Raw genomic sequence first — 20,612 nt, 5'->3', positions numbered from 1 at the left:
AGCCTGAAGAAGCGTAGTGAGCGAAGAAGGTCGCGGCAGGACGGAGCAGGGTTCGCCTGCAGAACCGGACTGACTCAATGTCAGTCCGGCTCAAGCCGAACAAAAGCGGAACGTACATCAGCACCGGGGCATTCCGAGCATCGCCCGCGCGCGATGCCGAGCGCAGCAGCTTCTTCAGGCTTTCCAGATGTCCCAGGCATAGCGCGCGATGAGCACGGCGACGATGACGATGAACAGGCCGCGCACGAAACCGCTGCCGCGGCGGATCGCCATGCGCGAGCCGAGCATGCTGCCGGCGATGTTGAACGCCGCCATCGGCACGGCGATCCCGTAGCGCACGTGACCGTGCGTGACGAAGAAGGCGAGGGCGGCGAGATTGGTGGCGACGTTGACCAGCTTGGCCGAGGCCGAGGCTTTGATGAAGCTGAAGCCGAACAGGCCGACGAAGGCGAAAATCAGGAACGAGCCGGTGCCGGGGCCGAGGAAGCCGTCGTAGAAGCCGATCGCCGCGCCGGTCGCCAGGCCGAACCAGACCGTGTGCGTGCGGCTCAGGCGCGGCGCGTGCAGCGCGCCGAGATCCTTGCGCCACAGGGTGTAGGCGAGCACGGCGAGCAGCAGCAGCAGCACCAGCGGGCGGAACCAGTCGGCGGGAATCAGCGCCGCGACGCGCGCGCCGAGAAAGCCGAAGATCAGCGCCGCCATGACCGTCGGCCAGGTCGCGCGCCATTCGATCGTGACGCGGCGCGCATACTGCACGGCGGCCGTCGTCGTGCCCCAGACGCTGACGAACTTGTTGGTGCCGAGCAGCGTGACCGGCGCCATCTGCGGCAGCAGCACGAACAGCGCCGGCACCTGGATCAGGCCGCCGCCGCCGACCACCGAGTCGACGAAACCGGCGAGGAAGGCGAAGCCGCACAAGGCGGCCCAGGTCGATGCGAATTCAGGCGCGAGCGTCATCGCCGCCGGGCCGGCATCGCGCTCAGGCGGGCAGGCCGAGTTCGCGCTGGCGCTTCTTGCTCAGCTTGCGTGCGGTCAGCTCGTAAGCGCGGCGCAGGCTCGCCGCGTACCAGCCGCGGGCGTAGCGGCGCGGCTCGGTGACGGTGATCCACTTCGCGCGCGCTAGATACGCCGCGGCCTGAATGCCGGGCTGCTCGGTCAGCGCCAGGAACAGATCGTCGTCGACCTTGAAATGCAGCCAGCCGGCGCGCGGCCAGCCGGGCAGGTTCAGCATCGCGAACATCCTGCCGTCGACCGAGGCGACGCGATGGCTCTGCCACTTCACGTCGAGCGTGACGCCGGGCCAGGCGGCGACGAGTTTCTCGAACTGCGCCTCGGTCATCGTCCGTCACCGTGTCGGTTCAAAGCAGCGAAGCGACCTTCGACGGAATCTTGAAGCGCTTGCCGGCGAGCAGCTGGTTGAGCAGCAAGGTGATCCACTCGCGCGAGGTCGAGAAGCTGCGCAGCTTGAGGTAGACGTCCTCGCCTTCGCGCTCGATCTCGTAACGGTCGATCGAGGCGCTGGCCGGTTCCTTCTCGCCGCGCAGCAGCACGCGGAACTGCAGGCGGTTCTCCTGGGTGTCGACCTGGCAGTCGAGCACCTCACCGTATTCCTTGTAGCGATCGTTGACATAGGCGCGCAACGCCACGGCGAGCGCGCCCTCCTTCATCGACTTGCCCAGCTTTCCGAGCATGCGGACGTCTCCGGTTCCTGTTCTTCGCGAATCGCTACAGGATATCCGATGCGTAGGCAGCGAGGCGCGAACGTTCGCCGCGCGCCAGCGTGACGTGGCCGCCGTGCGGCCAGCCCTGGAAGCGGTCGACGACGTAGGTGAGGCCCGAGGTCGTCTCCGACAGATACGGCGTGTCGATCTGTCCGAGATTGCCGAGACAGATCATCTTCGAGCCGGGGCCGACGCGCGTGATCAGCGTCTTCATCTGCTTGGCGGTGAGGTTCTGCGCCTCGTCGATGATGATGTAGCGGTTGAGGAAGGTGCGGCCGCGCATGAAGTTCAGCGAGCGGATCTTGATGCGCTTGGCGAGGATGTCGTTGGTCGCCTGGCGTTCCCAGTCGCCGCCCGAGCTGTTCTGCGTCAGCACTTCGAGGTTGTCCATCAGCGCGCCCATCCACGGCGCCATCTTTTCTTCCTCGGTGCCGGGCAGAAAGCCGATGTCCTCGCCGACCGGCACGGTGACGCGGGTCATGATGATCTCGCGGTAGCGCTGCTCGTCCATGGTCTGCGCGAGGCCGGCGGCCAGGGTCAGCAGCGTCTTGCCGGAACCGGCGGTGCCGAGGATCGTCACGAAGTCGACGTCCGGATCGAGCAGCAGGTTCAGCGCGAAGTTCTGCTCGCGGTTCTTGGCGTGGATGCCCCACACGCTGGTCTTGGCGGCGCGGTAGTCGCGCACCACGCGCAGCTCGGCCATCGTGCCTTCGATCTTCGAGACGACGAGTTCGAGGCCCTTGTCGTGGTCGTCGTCGGGAATGTAGAGAAACTGGTTGACGTACCAGTTCTTCACCAGCGGCCCCTTGATGCGGTAGCAGGCGCGGCCGCGCGAATCCTGCCAGCTCTCCATCTTCTCGCCGTGCGTCTGCCAGAAGTCGGCCGGCAGTTCCTTGTAGCCGGTGTAGAGCAGGTCGAGATCGTCGAGGACCTGATCGTTGTGATAGTCCTCGGTGTGGACGCCGACGATCGCCGCCTTGATGCGCAGGTTGATGTCCTTGCTGACCAGCGCGACGTGGCGATTCTGGTTCTTCGCCTGCAGGTCGAGCGCGTTGATCAGGATGCTGTTGTCGGCCTTCTGGCCCGGCATCAAGCCGGGCAGCACGGCCTCGGTCGGCCGCGTCTGGAAGAACAGCTTGCCGGTGGCCGGTTCGCCGGAACGGCCGCGACCGTGGCCGTTGAGCGGACCGCGCAGGCCCGGCAGCGGCAGACCTTTCTCGATCTGCGCGTGGTTCTTGTCCTTCATCAGGTCGTCGAGGAAGCGGCTGACCTGACGCGCGTTGCGCGCCACTTCGCTGGTGCCCTTCTTGGAGTTGTCGAGCTCCTCGAGCACCACCATCGGGATGAAAAGATCGTGTTCTTCGAAACGGTACAGCGCGGAGGGGTCGTGCAGCAGGACGTTGGTATCGAGGACGAAGATCTTGCGCTTGCTCATCGGGCGTTGAAGCACCTCGCGCGCGCGGGCGGAGCCTGCGGCGCTGTCTGGAGACGTGGATGGAGACACCGCGGACAGCGACCCTCGTCCTGTGGGGGCGGGCCTGTGTAGCGCGCGCCGGAGCGCGATGGAGCAGGGTGTGTACTAATTTTTCCGGGGAAGCTTGGCTGGGAGAGCCGCGTCGGTGGCGCCGACGACCGGCTTCAATCTAGCCCATGCGCTTTGCAGAAAAAAGTGCTTTTCAGCGCGGGCTTTTGCCGCTACTGTGGGATTCCGTCGCGGCGCCTTTCTGCTGATTTTTTGACCGCACGCTACAGCGCGCGCACCGCTTCCAGCACTTCGGCGGCGTGGTTCTTGACCTTCACGCCGCGCCACTCGCGCACCAGCTTGCCGTTCGCGTCGAACAGGAAGGTACTGCGCTCGACGCCCATGTACTTGCGGCCGTACAGGCTCTTTTCCTTGATGACGTCGAAGGCCTGGCACATCGCCCCGTCGCCGTCGGACAGGAGCGCGAACGGGAACTCGAACTTGGCGATGAAGCTGTCGTGCGACTTGACGCTGTCGCGCGACACGCCGAGCACTTCGGCGCCGGCCTTCCTGAACTGCGCGTAGAGATCGCGGAAATCCTGGCCTTCCTGGGTGCAGCCCGGCGTGTTGTCCTTCGGGTAGAAGTAGATCACCAGCGCCTTGCCCTTGAACGAGCGCAGGGCGAGCGTCTGGCCGCCGCTGGCCGGCAGCTTGAGGTCGGGAATCTTGTCGCCGGGCTTCATGCGTGTCGCACCGCGTCAGGTCTTGATCGGGTCGAGCATGCCGTCGGCATTGAGATCGTCGCAGAGATCCATGAAGGACTCGCGCAGCGCCTGCGGATGCTGGTTGACCGGCACGTGCAGCACCATCTGCACGCTCGCCATCTCGGCGCCGGTGTAGGTCGACTGGTATTTCTGCGTCGAGATCTCGACGACTTCGACGTCCTGGTGCTGGAAGAACTCGAGGATGTTGACCAGAAGATTCGGGTCCTGCGGCGCGATGACCTCGGCCGCGTAAGGACGGAAATCCGGATTGACCGGCCGCACCTCGCAGCGCTCGAAGCGCACCTGCAGTTCCAGCTTCTCGGCGATGCCCGGCAGGGCGGTCTCGAGCCGGCCGAGCGTGCTCCAGTTGCCGGACACCAGCAGGTTCGCCGTCAGGCGATCACCGATCTGCGCGATGCGGCAGTCCTCGACTTCGCCGCCACGCTCGCGGATCGCCTTGAACAGCTCCAGGGGCACGTTGCCTTTCGGCTTGCCGATGACGGAGACGGTGAGCAGATTATCGTTGGCGGACATGGGCTCGGCAGGCGGAAAAGCGGCCTATTGTAGTGCCCGCGGCCAGAGCGCGTAAGCGGCGCCGCTACGCCGGCGTAGCGGCAATCGCTATACTTGCGCCCCCCGCAAACCCAGTTTCCCCGCACCGCGCATGATCAAGGGCAGCATTGTCGCCATCGTCACACCCATGTTCCCGGATGGCGCGGTGGACTGGGACAGCCTGTCCGCCCTGATCGAGTGGCATATCGCCGAAGGCACCGACGGCATCGTCGCGGTCGGCACCACGGGTGAATCGGCGACGCTCGGCGTCGAAGAGCACATCGAGGTGATCCGCCGCGCGGTCAAGCTCGCCAAGAAGCGCGTGCCGATCATCGCCGGCGCCGGCGCCAACGCGACCGCCGAGGCCATCGAGCTGACCAAGGCCGCCAAGGACGTCGGCGCCGACGCCGTGCTGCAGGTGACGCCGTACTACAACAAGCCGCCGCAGGAAGGCCTGTACCGCCATTTCAAGGCGGTCGCCGAAGCGGTCGACATTCCGGTGATCCTCTACAACGTGCCGGGCCGCACCGGCTGCGATCTGCTGCCGGCGACCGTCGCGCGTCTCGCGCAGATCAAGAACATCGTCGGCCTCAAGGAGGCCAAGGGCGATCTGGCGCGCATCAAGGAGCTGCTGGCGCTCGGCCTGCCGCGCGATTTCGCGATCTACTCGGGCGACGACGCGACGGCCTGCGAATCGATCCTGATGGGCGCGCACGGCGACATCTCGGTGACCGCCAACGTCGCGCCGCGCAAGATGCACGAGATGTGCATCGCCGCCCTCGCCGGCGACCGCGCCAAGGCCGAACGACTCGACGCGGAACTTCAGCCGCTCCACAAGCATCTGTTCGTCGAACCCAATCCGATTCCCGTCAAGTGGGCTTTGAACGAAATGAACAAGATTCCCGCCGGCCTGCGCCTGCCTCTGGTTCCCATGGATGCCGCGCACCAGGATGTGGTGCGTGCGGCGCTGCGCAGCGCCGGGGCGATCTGATGCGCCAGCTCGGAATCATCGCCGTGTGCGGCGCGGCACTCCTGATCGGCGCCTGCAGCAACACGCGCCGCTGCGATGCGACGCTGCCCTACCAGAAGGCGGAAACGCTGCCGCCGCCGGCCGCCGTGCCGGGCCTGACGGTGCCGGATTCGCCGTCGGCCCTGCGCATCCCGCCGCCGCCGGCGAGCGACGTGCCGTTCGGCCAGCGAGTCGCCGAGGCCCAGGATCGCCGCGACACCGCCAGGTACGAATGCCTCGACACGCCGCCGCGCCTGGCCGGCAGCGCCGAGCTGCAGCAGGCGGAGCGGGACAACAAGGCCGGCAAGAAAGTGCCGGACGCCAACGAAGGCGAAAAGAAGAAGCACTGGTGGTGGCCGTTCTGAGGCCCCTTTCTCTATAATCCGCCCCCTTAATCCGCGGTACCGATTTCCCGGAGAGATGTCCGAGTGGTTGAAGGAGCACGCCTGGAAAGCGTGTATACGGTTTATAGCCGTATCGCGGGTTCGAATCCCGCTCTCTCCGCCAATTTGGCGATTCAGGAGTAGTCCTGAAGCATCAAAGCCCTGATTCTGAGGGGCTTTTTGTTGCCTGACTACTTGGGACAGCCACAGACAACTCCTGAATACTCGATTCGCTGTGGGCTAAATTGTGGGCTAAGGTATCTTTGTGCGAGAGGGCACGATCGCCACGCAGAAAGGGCGCTCCACGGGTTCAAACCGCCAGGAGCGCGCTACCGGAACAGCAAACAGACACCAGCCGCGAATTGCTGTTCTGGTCGACGGCGGCAGCGCGGCTGCGTCCGAGATCGTAGCCTCTGCGCTGCGAGTTCATGCCGGCGCGCTCGTCGTTGGCCAACGTACTTACGGGCATGGCAGTGTTCAAACCATCATGCCCTTGCAGAACGGAGCGGCAATCAAGCTCACTACGGGTCGTTGGTACGACGCTGCTGATGTGCTGCTCGAAGGCAATGGCTTGAGGCCTGATGTTGAGCTACCGACGCCGCCTGACAAGCTCCTTGCCGGCGTGGAAGATCCATGGATCGATCGAGCTGTTGAGTTACTGAGGAGTCAGCGTCATTGAGTTCCCGCGGGGTTACGCGGCGTTGATGAAGTCTGTTTTCGCTCCAATCAACCAGCCGCTAAAAGGGGCCGACTAGATTGACAGTCGCTCGCGGCCACCGACTTCCATCGTATGGTGCTGCGCAGGATGGCGAAGAGGCTCAAGATGACGAGCACAGCCGGACCGAGGGCACCACCACCGCCGGAATCGCCCGTCGATGCCGCGCCGTTGGCACGGCGCAGTTCTGGTGATCCAGCGACACGTGTGATCTCGATGCCACCGTGGCCGGGCGGTGCGTACAGTGCGATCTCGGTACCGCCAACGTTAATCGCTCCGCCCGAACGCACGAGCAGCAGCCGGCCGTCATCCAGCGCCCTTCCTACCGGCGCCATTGCACTCTGGAAAGGGCCGGTGTCGAGACCGCTGCCGTTGAAGGTCGTGTCACGGCTGCCGTCGGCCCGCAGCCGCGCAACGACCAGCGTTGACGGCGTCGAAGCGGCGACGCTAAACGCGCCGCCTTTACCCGGCTGCAGGTCTACGCAAGCGGCCGGGCCATCGAGATCGACTTCTTTCGAGCCACCGTCCCCAAACGTCGTAACCGGCATTCCATTGGCGCTCAAGCGCCCGACGCGAACCCCATCGTCGGGAAACTCTATGCCCGGCGACGTGCTCCGGAATCCCCTTGGGCCGCAGACAAAGATGTTGCCGTCGCGATCTCGGCGCAACACTGAAACCGCAGGCTGTCCAGGGGCCGAAATCAAGCCAGTACGGCCGTCGGTGCCAAAACTTTGATCGACACTGCCGTCCGACAGCAGCCGTGACACGGAGATGCTGCCACCATCCGTCGACGCAGTCAGAATGCGGCCGTCTTCGAGTAAGTCGATCGCGTCGACTTCGGAGATCAGGCTCGCGACTGCCGGGCGCGCGATGCCGCCATCGCCGAATGTGGTATCGAGAGCGCCGTTAAAGGCGATCCGCATCACGGCGGCGCTGTTCGGCACGCCAATGCCGGAAGTATCACCGGCACCGCCAACGAGCAGTCGCTGCTGCTTCTCATCAACGGCGATCGCTGCCGGGGCGAAGGCAGGCGTATCCGGCAGCAAAAGCACGCCGCCGTCTCCGAAGCTCGAGTCGAGAACACCGGAGGCCGTCAGACGCATGATCGCTGCATATTCGGTAGCCGGGTTCGGAATCGGTCCCACATCCAGGCTGGCGCCGTAGACCGGAACATAGATTCGCCCTTGACTGTCGACCGAGGGCTCGCCGGGCTGCAGCAAGGTCTGTTGTGCCGGCGTCACGGCCTTTCCGTCGGTGCCGAACGTCGAATCCACATCGCTGGGGGCAGCAGCGCTGGTGGCGATTCCACTCATCAGCAGCATCACACCGAAAACTCGGGAGACTGTGCGCATCGCGGCTCCAGCCGACGGGATTGGTCCGTCCATGGTAGGCGAACTCACTAGAATTTCGGCAGTGTAAATGAGATGCACGTCTCATTGACGCCGCCGCCGGACCGCTTTCGCCTTGGTCCATCAAGGCCCCGAGTTTTTTGGGAAAGCCCGCAGGCGGGAGAAGCGGTCGTGCCCCGCCTGTAGAGTCGGTATCTGTAATCGCCAGGCCGCTGTCCTTTGTGATCTCGTCTAGGAAAATCGAGCGTTGGCCTCGTACGGCGCTCTTCTCCAAACGGGAAGCTATCCCCGCTTGGCATTGCCAAAGCCATGACAGGATCATCCGCGTGCGTGCTGGGAAAGCTGCGCCCACGGCCCACACTGACCGTGCTGGGGAGGATCACATAGTCAGCTTCGCCGCCCTTTGATCGATGCATGGTGAGGAACGAGAGATTCATCCACTGATCAAATGGTGAGCGTGTGGTTGGCAGAAATGGCCGACGTATGCGGCATCAGATCTCTCCGAGTTCCACTGATCAGTATCACTCGCTTTTTCGTCCCGGAAAGACTGAACCGCCCCGGAAATCTCGGAGGCTCCATAACTTGAGAGAATGGAGCCATGGCAAGAGTATCGAAGTATTCCCCGGAGTTGCAGGAACGTGCGGTTCGGCTGGTGCTGGAGCACGGGTCCGAGCATGAGTCGCAGTGGGCGGCGATCGCGTCGGTTGCTGCCAAGATCGGTTGCACGGCTGAGACGCTGCGGCGCTGGGTTCGGCAGAGCGAGCGAGACACCGGCGCGCGGCGTGGCCCGACGACATCGGAGATCGAGCGCATCAAGGCGCTGGAGCGCGAGAATCGCGAGCTGCGGCAAGCCAACGAGATTCTGCGCAAGGCCAGCGCGTATTTTGCCCAGGCGGAGCTCGACCGCCCGTTCAAACGATGATCGGGTTCATCGACGATCACCGCGAGGCCCATGGGATCGAGCCGATCTGCAGGCTGCTGCAGATCGCCCCATCGACGTACCACGCGCACAAGCAGCGGCAGCGCGATCCGCAGCGGTGTTCGGCGCGCGGCCAGCGGGACATGGCGTTGCTGCCGCAAGTCGAGCGGGTCTGGAATGAAAACTTCCGGGTTTACGGCGTGCGCAAGGTCTGGCGGCAGCTGCGGCGCGAAGGCTTCGGCGTGGCGCGCTGCACGGTCGAGCGGCTGATGAAGCGCCAGGGCCTGCGCGGCGTGATTCGCGGCAAGGGCGTGCGCACCACGGTGAGCAATCCGTCCGCACCGTGCCCGCTGGACCATGTGCAGCGGCACTTCAAGGCTGACCGGCCCAATGCACTTTGGGTGTCGGACTTCACCTACGTTTCGACCTGGCATGGCTTCGTCTATGTCGCCTTCGTCATCGACGTGTATGCGCGCCGCATTGTCGGCCGGCGCGCATCAACCTCGGCGCGGACCGACTTCGTGCTCGATGCACTGGAGCAGGCGTTGCACGCGCGCCGGCCCGTTGGGCCGAACCGCCTGATCCATCACAGCGACCGTGGCGTGCAGTACGTGTCGATTCGCTACACCGAGCGCCTGGCCGACGCCGGCCTGGAGCCTTCGGTCGGCAGCGTCGGCGACAGCTACGACAATGCCCTGGCCGAAACCATTAACGGGCTCTACAAAGCCGAAGTGATCCATCGCCGCTCGTCCTGGCGGACGCGCGAAGAGGTCGAGTGGGCAACGCTGCAATGGGTCGATTGGTACAACAACCGCCGACTGATGGAACCGCTGGGCCACATCCCGCCAGCGGAAGCCGAAGCAAACTACTATTCACAAATCCCGAGTCTCGCCATCGCGGCTTGACTCACACCAGCGGGCCTCCGGGAAAACCGGGGCGGTTCAGACGACGCGTTGCACGTTCTGAGCGTCCGGAAGTATGTAGCGGATGATCTGCGTCTTGCTTGGACCTTTGTCCGAGTCTGGGCCGCCGATATAGAACGTGCGACCGTCGTCGGAAATGCCATGGCCGCGTGTAAATCCCAGCGGATTTTCGATGAAGGTCCCGATGGTCGGTACGCCGACCGCGGGGATGCGTACTACTTCGACCAAGGTTCCGCTGCCCTCCGCAATGAGGGCCCTGCGTCAACGCGCGGGACCCTGCGCGCATGGAGGACTGTATGGATTTACAGTCGACGACCGAATGGATACTGTATGGATGTACAGTTATCGGACTCCGCCATGGACCTGACGTCGCGCCAAGCCGAAATCCTCGCCTTCATCCGTCGCCACTGCGATGCGCACGGCATGCCGCCGACGCGGGCCGAGATCGTCACCGCCTTCGACTTCCGCTCGCCGACCGCCGCCGACGACCATCTGCGTGCGCTGGCGCGCAAGGGCGCGATCGAGCTGCGGCCCGGCACCTCGCGCGGCATTCGCGTGCTCGACGCCGAGGACGCGCCGCCGCCGGCCAACGAGGGTATTCCGCTGGTCGGCCGCGTCGCCGCCGGTCTGCCGATGCTGGCGACCGAGAGCATCGAGGCCTGGTACAAGCTCGACCGCCGCATGTTCATCGCCGAGCCGGATTTTCTGCTGCGCGTGCAGGGCTGGTCGATGCGCGACGTCGGCATCCTGCCGGGCGATCTGCTGGCCGTGCAGCGCCGCGCGACGGCGCAGAACGGCGAGATCGTCGTCGCGCGCATCGGCGACGAGGTGACGGTCAAGCGCTTCGAGCGGCGCGGCGACATCGTGCGCCTGCTCGCCGCCAATCCGGACTTCGCGCCGATCCGCATCGACCTGCGTCGCGAGGAGCTGGTCATCGAAGGGCGCGTCGTCGGCCTGATCCGCAACGGCGGCTTCAGCCTCGCCTGATCCGCGCGCAGTCCTGCGATGAGCGCGCGTGCGCAAGCCCTGCACGATCTGCTGCGCGACGCGCGCCTGTGGCGTGGCGACGGCCAGGCGCCGCTGCGCGCCGAGCCGACCGGCCACGCCAGCCTCGACGCGCTGCTGCCCGGCGGCGGCTGGCCCTGCGCGGCGCTCAGCGAAATCGTCTACGCCGCGCCCGGCGTCGGCGAGCTGCAGCTGGCGATGCCGCTGCTCGCGCGCCTGGCACGCGGCCGGCGGCGCCTGGCGATGATCGCGCCGCCGTATGTGCCGTATGCGCCGGCACTCGCGCAGCACGGCCTCGACGCGCAAGCCCTGGTCGTCGTCGATGCCGGCCGCGAGAGCGATGCGCTGTGGGCCGCCGAGGAGCTGCTGCGCGCGCAGGCCGGTGCCGTGCTGCTGTGGCAGGACGCCATCGCGCCGACCGCACAGCGCCGCCTGCAGCTCGCCGCCGAAACCGGCGACGGCTTCGCGCTCGTCTATCGCCGCGCGACGACGCGCGATGCGGCCGGCGCATCGGCTTCGGTGGCGAGCCTGCGTCTCGGCATTGCGCGCGAGCGCGGTGTGTCGCGCGTCGATGTCCTCAAGTGCCGCGGCGCGCGGCCGACGCGGAGTTGCGCGCTCGGCGCGTGAGATCGCGATGCTGTGGCTGTGCCTGCACCTGCCGCGTCTGCCGGCCGAAGCCCTGGGGCTCGACGGCGAGTTCGATGTCGTCACCGATCAGCGTGGCGCGAGCCGCTGGCTGATCACGGCGGCGCCCGGCGTCGGCGTCGGCACGCCGCTCGGCACGGCGCTGTCGCTGCAGCCGCTGCTGCGGGCGCACGCGCGCCATGCGAAGGCCGAGCGCGCGATGCTGCAAGGCCTTGCCCACACGCTCTATCACTACGGCAGTCCGGTGCATGCCGAGCTGCGCGAGTTCGACGAAACCGGGCGCGCGCCGCAGGCGCTGCTGTGGCTCGAGATCTCGGCGAGCCTGCGTCTGTTCGGCGGCTATCTGCAGTTGCAGGCCGGCATCGAAGCCGAACTCGCCGCCGGCCGCCATCGAATCTCGCTGGCGGTGGCGCCGACGCGCGCCGCTGCGGCCCTGTTCGCCTGTGCCGGCGACGGCATTCGCGTGCGCGGGCCGGCGGCGCTCGCCCGGCGTCTGGCGGCGCGGCCGATTCGCGAGCTGCCGTGGCCGCAGGCGCAGATCGAGGCCTTGCGCGGCGTCGGCCTGCAGGCCATCGGCGAGCTGCGTGCGCTGCCGCGCGCCGCTTTCGCGCGCCGCTTCGGCGCCGGGCGCCTGCGCGAACTCGATCGCCTGCATGGCGAAGCCGCCGAGCCGGCCGTCGCCATCGTGCCGCCGGAGCGCTTCCGGCGCCGCTTCGAGCTGCCGGGCGAAGTCGAGCAGCTCGAGTCGCTGCAATTCCCCCTGCACCGGCTCGCCTACGAGCTGCAGGGCTGGCTGCGCGCACGCGACCTGACGCTGCGCGCCCTGCGTCTCGACTGCCTGCACGCGCGCCAGCGCACCAGCTTCACCTTGCGCTTTCTCGATGCGCATCGCGACGGCAAGCGCATCTTCAACGGCCTGAACGAGCGCCTCGGCCGCGAACCGCTGGGCGCGGCGGTGCGTGCGCTCGAACTGCGCGCAACCGAGCTCGGCGGCGCGCAGCGCACGCAGAGCGATCTGTTCGACAGCGGCGGCGGCCAGGCGGAATGGACGGCGGCGATCGAACGCATCGCCGCACGGCTCGGCGCGCACGTCCTGTGGACGCCGGCGCCGCAGGCTGATCATCGTCCGGAGCGCGCCTGGCGCAACGATGGCGACGCGCAGACGGTGAGTGCGCGGCCGCGACCGCTGTGGCTGCTGCATCAGCCGCAGCCCTTGCCCGGCGAGCCGGCGGTCGACGCGAACGTCGAGCGCATCGAAAGCGGCTGGTGGGACGGCGGCGAGCTGCGCCGCGATTACTACGTCGCCGAATGGCAGCGGCAGCGCGTCTGGGTGTTCCGCGAGCGCGCCGGCGGTCGCTGGTTCCTGCATGGCCTGTGGGGCTGACATGGGCTACGCCGAACTGCACGCCTTGTCCGCATTCAGCTTCCAGCGTGGCGCCTCGCTGCCGCAGGAGCTGATGGCGCAGGCCGGCGCGCTCGGCTATGGCGCGCTGGCGCTGACCGATGAATGCTCGGTCGCCGGCGTCGTGCGCGCCTACGAGGCACAGAAACGTCTGCGCGAAGCGCGCGAGCGCGATCCGCGCGTCAAGGTGCCGGAGCTGCTGATCGGCAGCGAGCTGAACTTCATCGACGGCCTGCGCTGCGTGGCGCTCGCCGAAACGAAGAGCGGTTACGCGAACCTGTGCCGCGTCATCACGCAGGCGCGGCGGGCGAGCGAGAAAGGCGGCTACCGGCTGGCGCGCGCAGACGTCGAAGCCTCGCTCGTCGACTGCAGCCTGCTGTGGCTGCCGCGCGGCGAGGGCGACGAGGAGGCGCTGGCCTGGCTGCGCGAGCGTTATGCGGGGCGCTTGTGGATCGCTGTCGAACTGCACCGCGACGGCAGCGACGCCGACAGGCTGGCGCGGCTGCGCGCCCTCGGCCGGCGCTGCGCCGTGCCGCTGGTGGCAAGCGGCGACGTGCACATGCACATCGCGCAGCGCCGCGCCTTGCAGGACGTGATGACGGCGCTGCGCCATCACCTGCCGGTCGCGCGCTGCGGACATCGCCTGTTTCCGAACGCCGAACGCCATCTGCGCACGCTCGATGATCTGGCCTCGCTGTATCCGCGCGATCTGCTCGACGAGACGCTGCGCGTCGCCGAGCGCTGCGCGTTCCGCATCGAGACGGTGAAATACTGCTATCCGCAGGAGATCGTCGGCGACGGCCACACGCCGACGAGCTGGCTGCGCCATCTCGTCGAGCGGCATCTGCCCGAGCGCTGGCCGGACGGCTGTGCGCCGCAGATCCGCGACACGATCGAGAAGGAACTGGCGCTGATCGCCGGCAAGCAGCACGAACCGTTCTTCCTCACGGTCCACGACATCGTGCAATGGGCGCGCAGGCACCGCATTCTCTGCCAGGGCCGCGGCAGTGCCGCGAACTCGGTGGTCTGCTACGTGCTCGGCATCACCGAAGTCGATCCGCAAAGAAACGATCTGCTGTTCGAGCGCTTCATGTCGGCCGAGCGCGACGAGGAGCCGGACATCGACGTCGACTTCGAGCACGAACGGCGCGAGGAGGTGATCCAGTACGTGTTCCGCAAGTACGGCCGCGAGCGCGCGGCGATCGCGGCGACGGTGATCGGCTACGGCGCGCGTTCGGCGCTGCGCGACGTGGGCCGCGCGCTCGACATCGGCGAGGAAGTCGTCGACCGCGTCGCCAAGTCGCTGGCCTGGTGGGACGATGCGGGCCAGCTCGACGAGCGGCTGCGCCGCGTCGGCGTCGATCCGGCGCAGCCGCGCATCGCGCTATGGCTGCGACTCGCGCAGATCCTCGCCAGCGACGGCGGCTTTCCGCGGCATCTGTCGCAGCACGTCGGCGGCTTCGTCATTTCCGATGGCCCGCTGCACGAGCTGGTGCCGGTCGAGAACGCGGCGATGCAGGATCGCACGATCATCCAGTGGGACAAGGACGATCTCGAGACGCTGGGTCTGCTCAAGGTCGACGTGCTCGCCCTCGGCATGCTCACCGCGCTGCGCAAGATGCTGGCGCTGCTGCGCGAGTTCGGCGAGCGGATCGACTATCGCGACATCCGCGATCGCGGCTACGACGAGGATCGGCTCACACGGGAAACCTACGACATGATCTGCAAGGCCGAGACGATCGGCGTGTTCCAGATCGAATCGCGCGCGCAGATGACGATGCTGCCGCGCCTGCGGCCGAAGTGTCAGTACGACCTGACGGTGCAGGTCGCCATCGTGCGGCCGGGGCCGATCCAGGGCGGCATGGTGCATCCGTATCTCAAGCAGCGGCATATGGACCCGGATGACATCCGGTATCCGCTCGGTCCCGATGATCCGATCAAGAGCGTGCTCAAACGCACCTCCGGCGTGCCGATCTTCCAGGAGCAGGTCATGCAGATCGCGATGGTCGCCGCCGGTTTTTCGGCGAGCCGCGCCGATGCGCTGCGCCGCGCGATGGCGGCGTGGAAGCGCAACGGCCACGTCGACAAGTTCCGCGACGAACTGATGGCCGGCATGGACGCCAAGGGCTACAGCCAGGAATACGCCGAGCGCATCTTCAAGCAGATCGAAGGCTTCGGCTCCTACGGCTTTCCGGAGAGCCACGCGGCGAGCTTCGCCTTGCTCGCCTTCAAGTCCGCCTGGCTCAAGCGGCATCGGCCGGCCGCCTTCGTCTGCGGCCTCATCAATGCGCAGCCGATGGGTTTCTATCCGGTATCGATGCTGGTCGGCGAGGCGCGGCGCATGGGCGTCGAGGTGCGCGCGATCGACGTGCAGGCGAGCCGCTGGGACTGCCATCTCGAACGCGATGCGCAGGGATGCGCGGCGATCCGCCTCGGCCTGCGGCTGGTGAAGGGCTTCAACGAGGCGGCCGCGCAGCGCATCGCCGCCGCGCGCGCGACGCGCACGTTTGCCGACCTCGACGATCTCGCGCGCCGCGCCGCGCTGTCGGCGCGCGAACTCGACCTGCTGGCGGCGGCCGATGCGCTGGCATCGCTGGCCGGGCATCGCTTCCAGGCGCGCTGGAAGACGCGCGGCCACGCGGCGCTCGACGGCGTGCTGCGCGAGGCCGTACTGCCCGACGAGCCGGCCTTGCTGCGCGAACCCACGGAAGGCGAGGCCGTCCACGCCGATTACCGGACGACCGAGTTGAGCCTGCGCCGGCATCCGGTCGCCTTCCTGCGCGACACGCTCGAGCGCCAGCGCATCGTGCCGAACGGCAGCCTCGCCGATTTCGAGGACGGCCAGACCGTGCGCGTCGCCGGCATGGTGATGTTCCGCCAGCGGCCGGGCTCGGCGAGCGGCGTCGTCTTCGTCACGCTCGAGGACGAGACCGGCATCGTCAACCTGATCGTGCGCCCGCAGCTGATCGAGGCCGAGCGCGAGGCGATCATCGGTGGCCGCTTCCTGATCGCCAGGGGCCGGCTGCAGAAGCAGGGGTCGGCCGACAGGGGCTGGGTGATCCACGTGCTCGCCGAGCGCTTTGCCGACCGCTCGCGGTGGATCGACGGCCTGCCGTACCTGTCGCGCGATTTCCACTGACGGCAGCCGGAAATACAAAAGCCCCGAAGGTATCGGGGCTTTGGCATGGGTCCCATGGTGGGAACAGGAATGCAAAAGCGGCCTTTCCCTATTGATTCAGAAATGTTTTTGCCCGTGGCCACGGACTATCTGCCCGAAAAGTTGCCCGAAATTGGCTGGGCTCCCCCAAGAATCATGTCTGCGGCCTTGGCCGCTCGCCGATCATGGCGAGTATTCTTTCCTGATCTTTCCGACGAACGGTCGCACGGTCGCGCGCATGAAGAGCACTTCGCGCGAAAGTTGCGCCTGCGGCAAGCGACCTACCGAGCTACGGTCGGCAGGCCTGACGATCGACAAATCGGGTTGCGGAGCAGGGCGACGGCCCAAGATGGTTGCGTCTGGAAGGCGGGGCATGTTGATTTCCTGTGTGCTACGGCTTGTCCGCTTCGGGCTGAGCGGATTCTTTGGCTTTCTTCACAGCTGCTTCGAGGGCAAAACAGATCGCCTTCGCCAAGTCGATATCACCCAGAGGCGGTATCAGCGGCTCGCCGTCCTTTCCCGTGTGCTGGACCTTGTCCGTGAACATCCCGAGATAGCGAGCCATGTTCGCGAGAGCGGAAACCTTGTCATGCATCTTGACCCGCAGGCCGTTCTTGCCGTGACTCACTTCGGCAATGGCGGCGGCGGTGTCGTCGTCTAGTTCATTGCTGGGGATGAACAGCACCTCACTCTCCACGCGAACCTTGCCGTCTTCTCCGTCGATGAGGCGTTCCTGATTGCTCCATTTAGCGACCTTGCGGATATCGGCCGTGGCGATCTTGGACCACGCCAGGAAAATCCTTTGCGCAGTCATTTCTGCCACCTTGGCGGCCTCGCTTTGGATCTCGGTGATCCGCGCCGAAACCCTAACGTCGCTTACCAGCCTGGATGCCGCCGCATCCGTAGCGTCGTCGGATTCGGTGTCGTAGCCAGCGGCACGATAGGCGGCACGCTGTGACTGCCCCTTCGCTACTTCTTGGGCAAACAGCTCATGACGAGGGTTGGAGAGCACAGGCATGGATCAGCCTTGTCGAGCGGCCTCGAAAGGCACAACCGCGCTTTCCCCTGAGGCAGGCTCAGGCCGATGTTGCGCGCCCCCCGCGTTAATCTGCACTGCGTTCCCGATATTCGTCTGTCGGACGAAGGTGAACGGCGCCGGATTCTTGAGGATTGCTAGGGACTCAGCGGTGGCCCGACTCTGAGCTTGAGCTTCGAGAGCCAGACGCAGATAGGTCTCTGCCGCGGGGAGGTATTCGCCGAGGTTTTGATTCGCCTTCCTGAGCATGGCGTTGAACACGGCGTCCAGGCTATGGGCCTGCACAGTAAGCATCGTCTCCAGCCGAGAAAGATCGCCCCCATGAACCGCTTTGGTCTGCGCGATCAGTTCGTTCATGACCGCTTTCTGATCAAGAACCTCCTCCGACAAGCTGAAAAGCTGAGCAGACCGGGCGCCCGCCGCCAAAGGATTAAGAAGCGCTTCGGCAATATCTGCCGGCGTCATGTCCTCAGGAGAGGCCGGAGCCTTCCCGCGCGAGCTCGTAGTTGAGAGCTCTGACATCAGGCGGCCTTTGCCTGCCGCTTGGCCAGGATCAAGGCATTGCGCCAGCCATAAGTGCATTGTGGGTGCACGAGACCCTCGCCAGTTGATTGGCCTATCCCACAATAGGGCTGCAGCTCTTCGGGCGTCCGATCCTCATTCATTCCGCAATACTTGCATCGGACCCCGCCGGGCAGCGGCGGTGCGACCAGAGTCTGAATCTGCGTCGGCGTCATGAACCGGTTCGGATTCGTGACCACAAGGCGTATCAGGCCATCGGAGCCCTTCCAGATATGGATGTTCTGAACACTCAGAGCCCCGACCACTTCGGGGATTCGGAGTGAGTTCACGAACGCCTGTTCGTCCGTCATCCAAGTCCCAGGCAGGAGTGGTGATGTGGCGATCTCCGGGATCATCTTCATGAGATGGACCGCTTTTCCACGCCAGATGGGCGTGTACTGGGAGATACCCTTGATAACGTCAACAAGCTCTTCCAAGTGTTCGTTCATTGCAGATCTTCTATCGACTAGTCGGAGGCAGCAGGCAGAGCACGAGAAGCGCCACTGCTGATAAGAAAAGGGGCTCGTTAAGAGACATTGGCGCGCGGCTCCGTGTTGTCGCCTTTGTCGCCTCCCCTATAGGGGAGAGGCGACATTGGCGACATCTGCACTTCGGTCTGTCTGCTGTCGCCATTTGTCGCCTGGGCTACAGTTGGCGACATTGGCGACAAATCTTCTGGGTTACTGCTCGCATCACTTGCGGCTATCCCCTCTGTCATCGTCGCTGGCCTGTGGACGGGCGTCGCTGTGTCGCCTTGTCGCCGATCGGCCTCCGGCGACATCGCGGTTTCCTTCACGAGTCTGACGGCGCCAGCAAACTCAATAAGGCGGCCAGCCGCCTTCAAGGCCTCGATCTGCTTGTAGACCGACTGGCGGAGGCACCCATGCGACTCAACGATGTGGTTGACGACATTGGTCCGCTTCACCGCCGTGTCGCCTTGGCTGAGAAACTCCACGATCGCGCCGCCGATCTCACTGACGCGTTTGTTCCTCGTCTGCTTGACCGGAGCGTTGGTTGGCTGCACGACGCAACTCGTAAACGGCTCGCCCCACTTGGTCGTTCCCAAGTTCACTTGCTCAAGTTGGAAACCAATGCGCGTGCCTTTGCCGGCGATATCGCGCTGCTTGGTGACTTCAGCGCAGCGCAGTCCGGTGGCGTCGTCGGCCGTGACCTCGATCTCGGTGTCGACAGCGGCCCGCAGGCCTGACCAACCGCGGGCGCCTTTAGCCTGGTCCTTGCCTGCGTGGTGGATCAGCATGACGTGCGCGCCGGTCGCTTCCCTGAGCGCATCAACGCGCTTGATAACGCGACCCATGTCCTCGCCGCTGTTCTCATTGGCACCGGCGCTGACTCTGGCCAGCGTGTCGGCGATGATGAACTGGCACGTCTTGTGGGTTTTGCCCTCGATCTCCTTGACCAGGTTTACGATGTCATCCTTGTCGCCGTCGCCGTTGAACAGATCGACCGGCGACGAAACGATGACGATGTTCGGGGTCTCGCATTTGAATGCAGTCCGGTAAGCCTGCAGGCGCGTGCGCGGCGAGGCCGGCGATTCGCTGGCAAGGTAGACGACAAGGCCGGGCTCTACGTGGCGATCGAACCACTGCGCGCCCCGGGCGACAGCGGCGGCGATATCGAGTGCGAGGAAAGTTTTGCCTGAGTTGCTGTCGCCGTACAGCAGGGACACGCCGCCACGGACCAAGAGGCCTTGCACGAGCTCGTCGGGAACGTCGCGGGCAGTTTCGTCGGTCGCCCATTCCCACTTGAGCCGTCGCGTCGTCGTGTCGTCGTTGTCGCCTACGACGACATTGGAGGCAACGAGGTTGCGCCGGATCGGCACGGTGTTGCTGACCAACTCGCGGATCACTTCACGATTGCGGCCAAATCGCTCCTGCGTGGCGGCGTCGATCATGCGGCTACCGCCATGTCGTTGATGTCGCCTTTCGTCGTTGGCGACATGATGAAGCGCGTCTCGGCACCCGCTTCGATCCACCTCAGCGCGCAGTCCTCAGCAGCGCTAATGCCGGCCGCATCATGGTCGACCGCAATGGTCAGGGCCTCGATGCCGGGCAGTGGGCCGAACTCCTTGAGATTGCCTGCGTCAATCAGCGCCCAGACCGGTGTAAAGGCGTGCGCGAGGCTCAGGGCAGTCTCGATACCCTCGGCGATTCCCAGTCCATGCGTCACGGCCTCGTTGGGCCAGAGACGCACGACGCCGCCCTGCTTGCGATGGTTCGGGATCAACAGACGGGGCGGATCGGTGGCTTTCCTGCCATCCGGCTTCACCCAAGTGCGATGTAGGCTCAGAGGCTCGCCGGTCACCTGGTCCGTGATCAGCGCCACCATCGCCGGGCCAACGTGGCCGCTCGGATGCTTGAGGGCTGCGTGGCAGCGCAGATGTCCATCCTTGGGCGGGACGACGCAGTTGCGTGCCTGCAGATACTCGCGGGCGGCACCGTGTATCGGGTCGCAGGCGTCCCACAGCGCGCGCCAGTACTCGCTCAGGGTTTCGTGCTTCTGCTCAAGGATGATCGGCATCACCGAACCCGCGCGGACCAAGCCGTCCCGGTGCTCGACGTGATTGCAGCGGAAGCAGTGCGCGATGCCCTTCTCATGGGTGATCGTCACCCCAAGCGTCTTGTCCTTTGGCCCTTTCCCGCAATTCGGGCAGGTCGCGCGCGAGTTGCCGTCCGGGAGCGATGTCCAAGGGACTCGCATTAGTTAGCCCAGCGTCTCGCTGTTGCCATCAGACAAGATGGTATTGGCGCGGCCACCACGGGCACGCTGCTGAGCAATGGAGCGCCGCTTCGCGGCCGCCAACGCTTCTTCATCCGGCATCGGCACAACCGGATCAGGGCGCGGCGGCGGTGGTGTGGCGCCTCCGAACAGATTCCCGGGATCGGCCACCCGCGACATTTGGCGATAGCCGCTGTCACCGAGAACATGTCGAAGGGTGCGATGACCAAGTGAATTTTGAATGCCGCTACCAATTCCAGCCATGGCGGACTC

Annotated in this window: 21 protein-coding genes, 1 tRNA gene, 2 pseudogenes and 1 other annotated feature; of the genes and pseudogenes, 9 read left to right on the top strand and 15 right to left on the bottom strand. The window is 65.7% G+C overall.

Translation table 11 applies throughout. The annotated features are described in order from the left end of the window. Positions 1–174: 174 nt before the first annotated feature. The 6 genes from K344_RS0114920 to K344_RS0114895 form a co-directional block, all read right to left on the bottom strand. Complete coding sequence (locus K344_RS0114920) at positions 175–957, bottom strand: sulfite exporter TauE/SafE family protein (protein ID WP_051362274.1); 783 nt, start codon at positions 955–957, stop codon at positions 175–177. 22 nt (positions 958–979) lie between these two features. Next, the gene (locus K344_RS0114915) at positions 980–1,339 is read right to left on the bottom strand and encodes an MmcQ/YjbR family DNA-binding protein (RefSeq protein WP_028081336.1); all 360 of its coding nucleotides are present in this window, start codon (positions 1,337–1,339) and stop codon (positions 980–982) included. 19 nt (positions 1,340–1,358) lie between these two features. Further along, positions 1,359–1,691, bottom strand: coding sequence for a hypothetical protein (locus tag K344_RS0114910; protein WP_245586229.1), 333 nt, complete (start codon positions 1,689–1,691; stop codon positions 1,359–1,361). 34 nt (positions 1,692–1,725) lie between these two features. Further along, complete coding sequence (locus K344_RS0114905; protein ID WP_028081334.1) at positions 1,726–3,156, bottom strand: PhoH family protein; 1,431 nt, start codon at positions 3,154–3,156, stop codon at positions 1,726–1,728. A gap of 311 nt (positions 3,157–3,467) precedes the next feature. Further along, on the bottom strand, positions 3,468–3,926 hold the full coding sequence (locus K344_RS0114900) for a peroxiredoxin (RefSeq protein WP_043114664.1): 459 nt from the start codon (positions 3,924–3,926) through the stop codon (positions 3,468–3,470). Positions 3,927–3,941: 15 nt separating this feature from the next. Further along, the gene (locus K344_RS0114895; protein WP_028081332.1) at positions 3,942–4,481 is read right to left on the bottom strand and encodes a glycine cleavage system transcriptional repressor; all 540 of its coding nucleotides are present in this window, start codon (positions 4,479–4,481) and stop codon (positions 3,942–3,944) included. Between the two features lie 130 nt (positions 4,482–4,611). Here K344_RS0114895 and dapA point away from each other — a divergent pair, with 130 nt between their 5' ends. From dapA to K344_RS23580, 4 genes are all read left to right on the top strand, one after another. Then, positions 4,612–5,490 (top strand): 4-hydroxy-tetrahydrodipicolinate synthase, encoded by an 879-nt coding sequence (gene dapA, locus K344_RS0114890; protein WP_028081331.1) that lies wholly within the window; start codon positions 4,612–4,614, stop codon positions 5,488–5,490. Beyond that, positions 5,490–5,873: a hypothetical protein gene (locus K344_RS0114885; protein WP_028081330.1), complete on the top strand. Its 384-nt coding sequence runs from the start codon at positions 5,490–5,492 to the stop codon at positions 5,871–5,873. Before dapA ends, K344_RS0114885 begins: the two co-directional genes overlap by 1 nt. Before the next feature lie 49 nt (positions 5,874–5,922). Next, positions 5,923–6,015: transfer RNA gene (locus tag K344_RS0114880), tRNA-Ser, on the top strand. Between the two features lie 141 nt (positions 6,016–6,156). Continuing rightward, positions 6,157–6,570 (top strand): S41 family peptidase, encoded by a 414-nt coding sequence (locus K344_RS23580; RefSeq protein ID WP_169729304.1) that lies wholly within the window; start codon positions 6,157–6,159, stop codon positions 6,568–6,570. 47 nt (positions 6,571–6,617) lie between these two features. Here the strand turns inward: K344_RS23580 and K344_RS25080 are convergent. Both K344_RS25080 and K344_RS25075 read right to left on the bottom strand, forming a co-directional pair. Next, positions 6,618–7,097, bottom strand: a pseudogene (locus K344_RS25080) (NHL repeat-containing protein); the annotation flags it as partial. A gap of 231 nt (positions 7,098–7,328) precedes the next feature. Further along, a pseudogene (locus K344_RS25075) lies at positions 7,329–7,919 on the bottom strand (hypothetical protein); the annotation flags it as partial. A gap of 634 nt (positions 7,920–8,553) precedes the next feature. Here K344_RS25075 and K344_RS0114865 point away from each other — a divergent pair. Continuing rightward, a protein-coding gene (locus tag K344_RS0114865) for an IS3 family transposase (RefSeq protein WP_436278832.1) occupies positions 8,554–9,779 on the top strand; the annotation gives its coding sequence in 2 pieces (ribosomal slippage) (positions 8,554–8,839 and positions 8,839–9,779; 1,227 coding nt in all). Beyond that, positions 8,832–8,948 (top strand) — a sequence feature (AL1L pseudoknot). Its footprint overlaps the gene before it by 117 nt. A gap of 36 nt (positions 9,780–9,815) precedes the next feature. Here the strand turns inward: K344_RS0114865 and K344_RS24160 are convergent. Further along, on the bottom strand, positions 9,816–10,025 hold the full coding sequence (locus K344_RS24160) for a hypothetical protein (RefSeq protein ID WP_157622981.1): 210 nt from the start codon (positions 10,023–10,025) through the stop codon (positions 9,816–9,818). Positions 10,026–10,154: 129 nt separating this feature from the next. On the opposite strand from K344_RS24160, the gene lexA reads away from it, so the two are divergent. From lexA to K344_RS0114845, 4 genes are read left to right on the top strand one after another with little or no spacing between them, the layout of a single operon-like run. Further along, complete coding sequence (gene lexA / locus K344_RS0114860) at positions 10,155–10,784, top strand: transcriptional repressor LexA (protein WP_157622979.1); 630 nt, start codon at positions 10,155–10,157, stop codon at positions 10,782–10,784. Positions 10,785–10,802: 18 nt separating this feature from the next. Beyond that, positions 10,803–11,429, top strand: coding sequence for a translesion DNA synthesis-associated protein ImuA (imuA, locus tag K344_RS0114855; RefSeq protein ID WP_051362273.1), 627 nt, complete (start codon positions 10,803–10,805; stop codon positions 11,427–11,429). Between the two features lie 7 nt (positions 11,430–11,436). Next, the gene (locus K344_RS21950; RefSeq protein ID WP_051362272.1) at positions 11,437–12,831 is read left to right on the top strand and encodes a Y-family DNA polymerase; all 1,395 of its coding nucleotides are present in this window, start codon (positions 11,437–11,439) and stop codon (positions 12,829–12,831) included. A 1-nt stretch (position 12,832) separates the two neighbouring features. Continuing rightward, positions 12,833–15,988 carry an error-prone DNA polymerase gene (locus K344_RS0114845; RefSeq protein ID WP_028081324.1) on the top strand — a complete coding sequence of 1,052 codons (3,156 nt, stop codon included), beginning with the start codon at positions 12,833–12,835 and terminating at the stop codon, positions 15,986–15,988. 409 nt (positions 15,989–16,397) lie between these two features. Here K344_RS0114845 and K344_RS21945 read toward each other — a convergent pair whose 3' ends face one another. From K344_RS21945 to K344_RS24155, 6 genes are all read right to left on the bottom strand, one after another. Continuing rightward, positions 16,398–17,024 carry a terminase small subunit gene (locus tag K344_RS21945; protein WP_051362271.1) on the bottom strand — a complete coding sequence of 209 codons (627 nt, stop codon included), beginning with the start codon at positions 17,022–17,024 and terminating at the stop codon, positions 16,398–16,400. Between the two features lie 3 nt (positions 17,025–17,027). Continuing rightward, positions 17,028–17,507 carry a hypothetical protein gene (locus tag K344_RS21940; protein WP_157622977.1) on the bottom strand — a complete coding sequence of 160 codons (480 nt, stop codon included), beginning with the start codon at positions 17,505–17,507 and terminating at the stop codon, positions 17,028–17,030. Between the two features lie 56 nt (positions 17,508–17,563). Continuing rightward, complete coding sequence (locus tag K344_RS0114830; protein WP_028081323.1) at positions 17,564–18,052, bottom strand: hypothetical protein; 489 nt, start codon at positions 18,050–18,052, stop codon at positions 17,564–17,566. A gap of 77 nt (positions 18,053–18,129) precedes the next feature. Beyond that, entirely contained in the window at positions 18,130–19,515 is a 1,386-nt protein-coding gene (locus K344_RS21935) for a helicase RepA family protein (protein WP_051362269.1), read from the bottom strand. After that, positions 19,512–20,231, bottom strand: a complete 720-nt coding sequence (locus tag K344_RS0114820) for a DUF7146 domain-containing protein (protein ID WP_211234559.1) — start codon at positions 20,229–20,231, stop codon at positions 19,512–19,514. The genes K344_RS21935 and K344_RS0114820 overlap by 4 nt, the downstream gene beginning before the upstream one ends. Before the next feature lie 93 nt (positions 20,232–20,324). Continuing rightward, positions 20,325–20,603 (bottom strand): hypothetical protein, encoded by a 279-nt coding sequence (locus K344_RS24155; RefSeq protein WP_157622975.1) that lies wholly within the window; start codon positions 20,601–20,603, stop codon positions 20,325–20,327. Positions 20,604–20,612 lie beyond the last annotated feature (9 nt).

This window comes from Solimonas soli DSM 21787 (genome assembly GCF_000474945.1).
In the GTDB taxonomy this organism is placed as follows: domain Bacteria; phylum Pseudomonadota; class Gammaproteobacteria; order Nevskiales; family Nevskiaceae; genus Solimonas; species Solimonas soli.
This window is presented reverse-complemented; position numbering and strand designations above follow the sequence as displayed.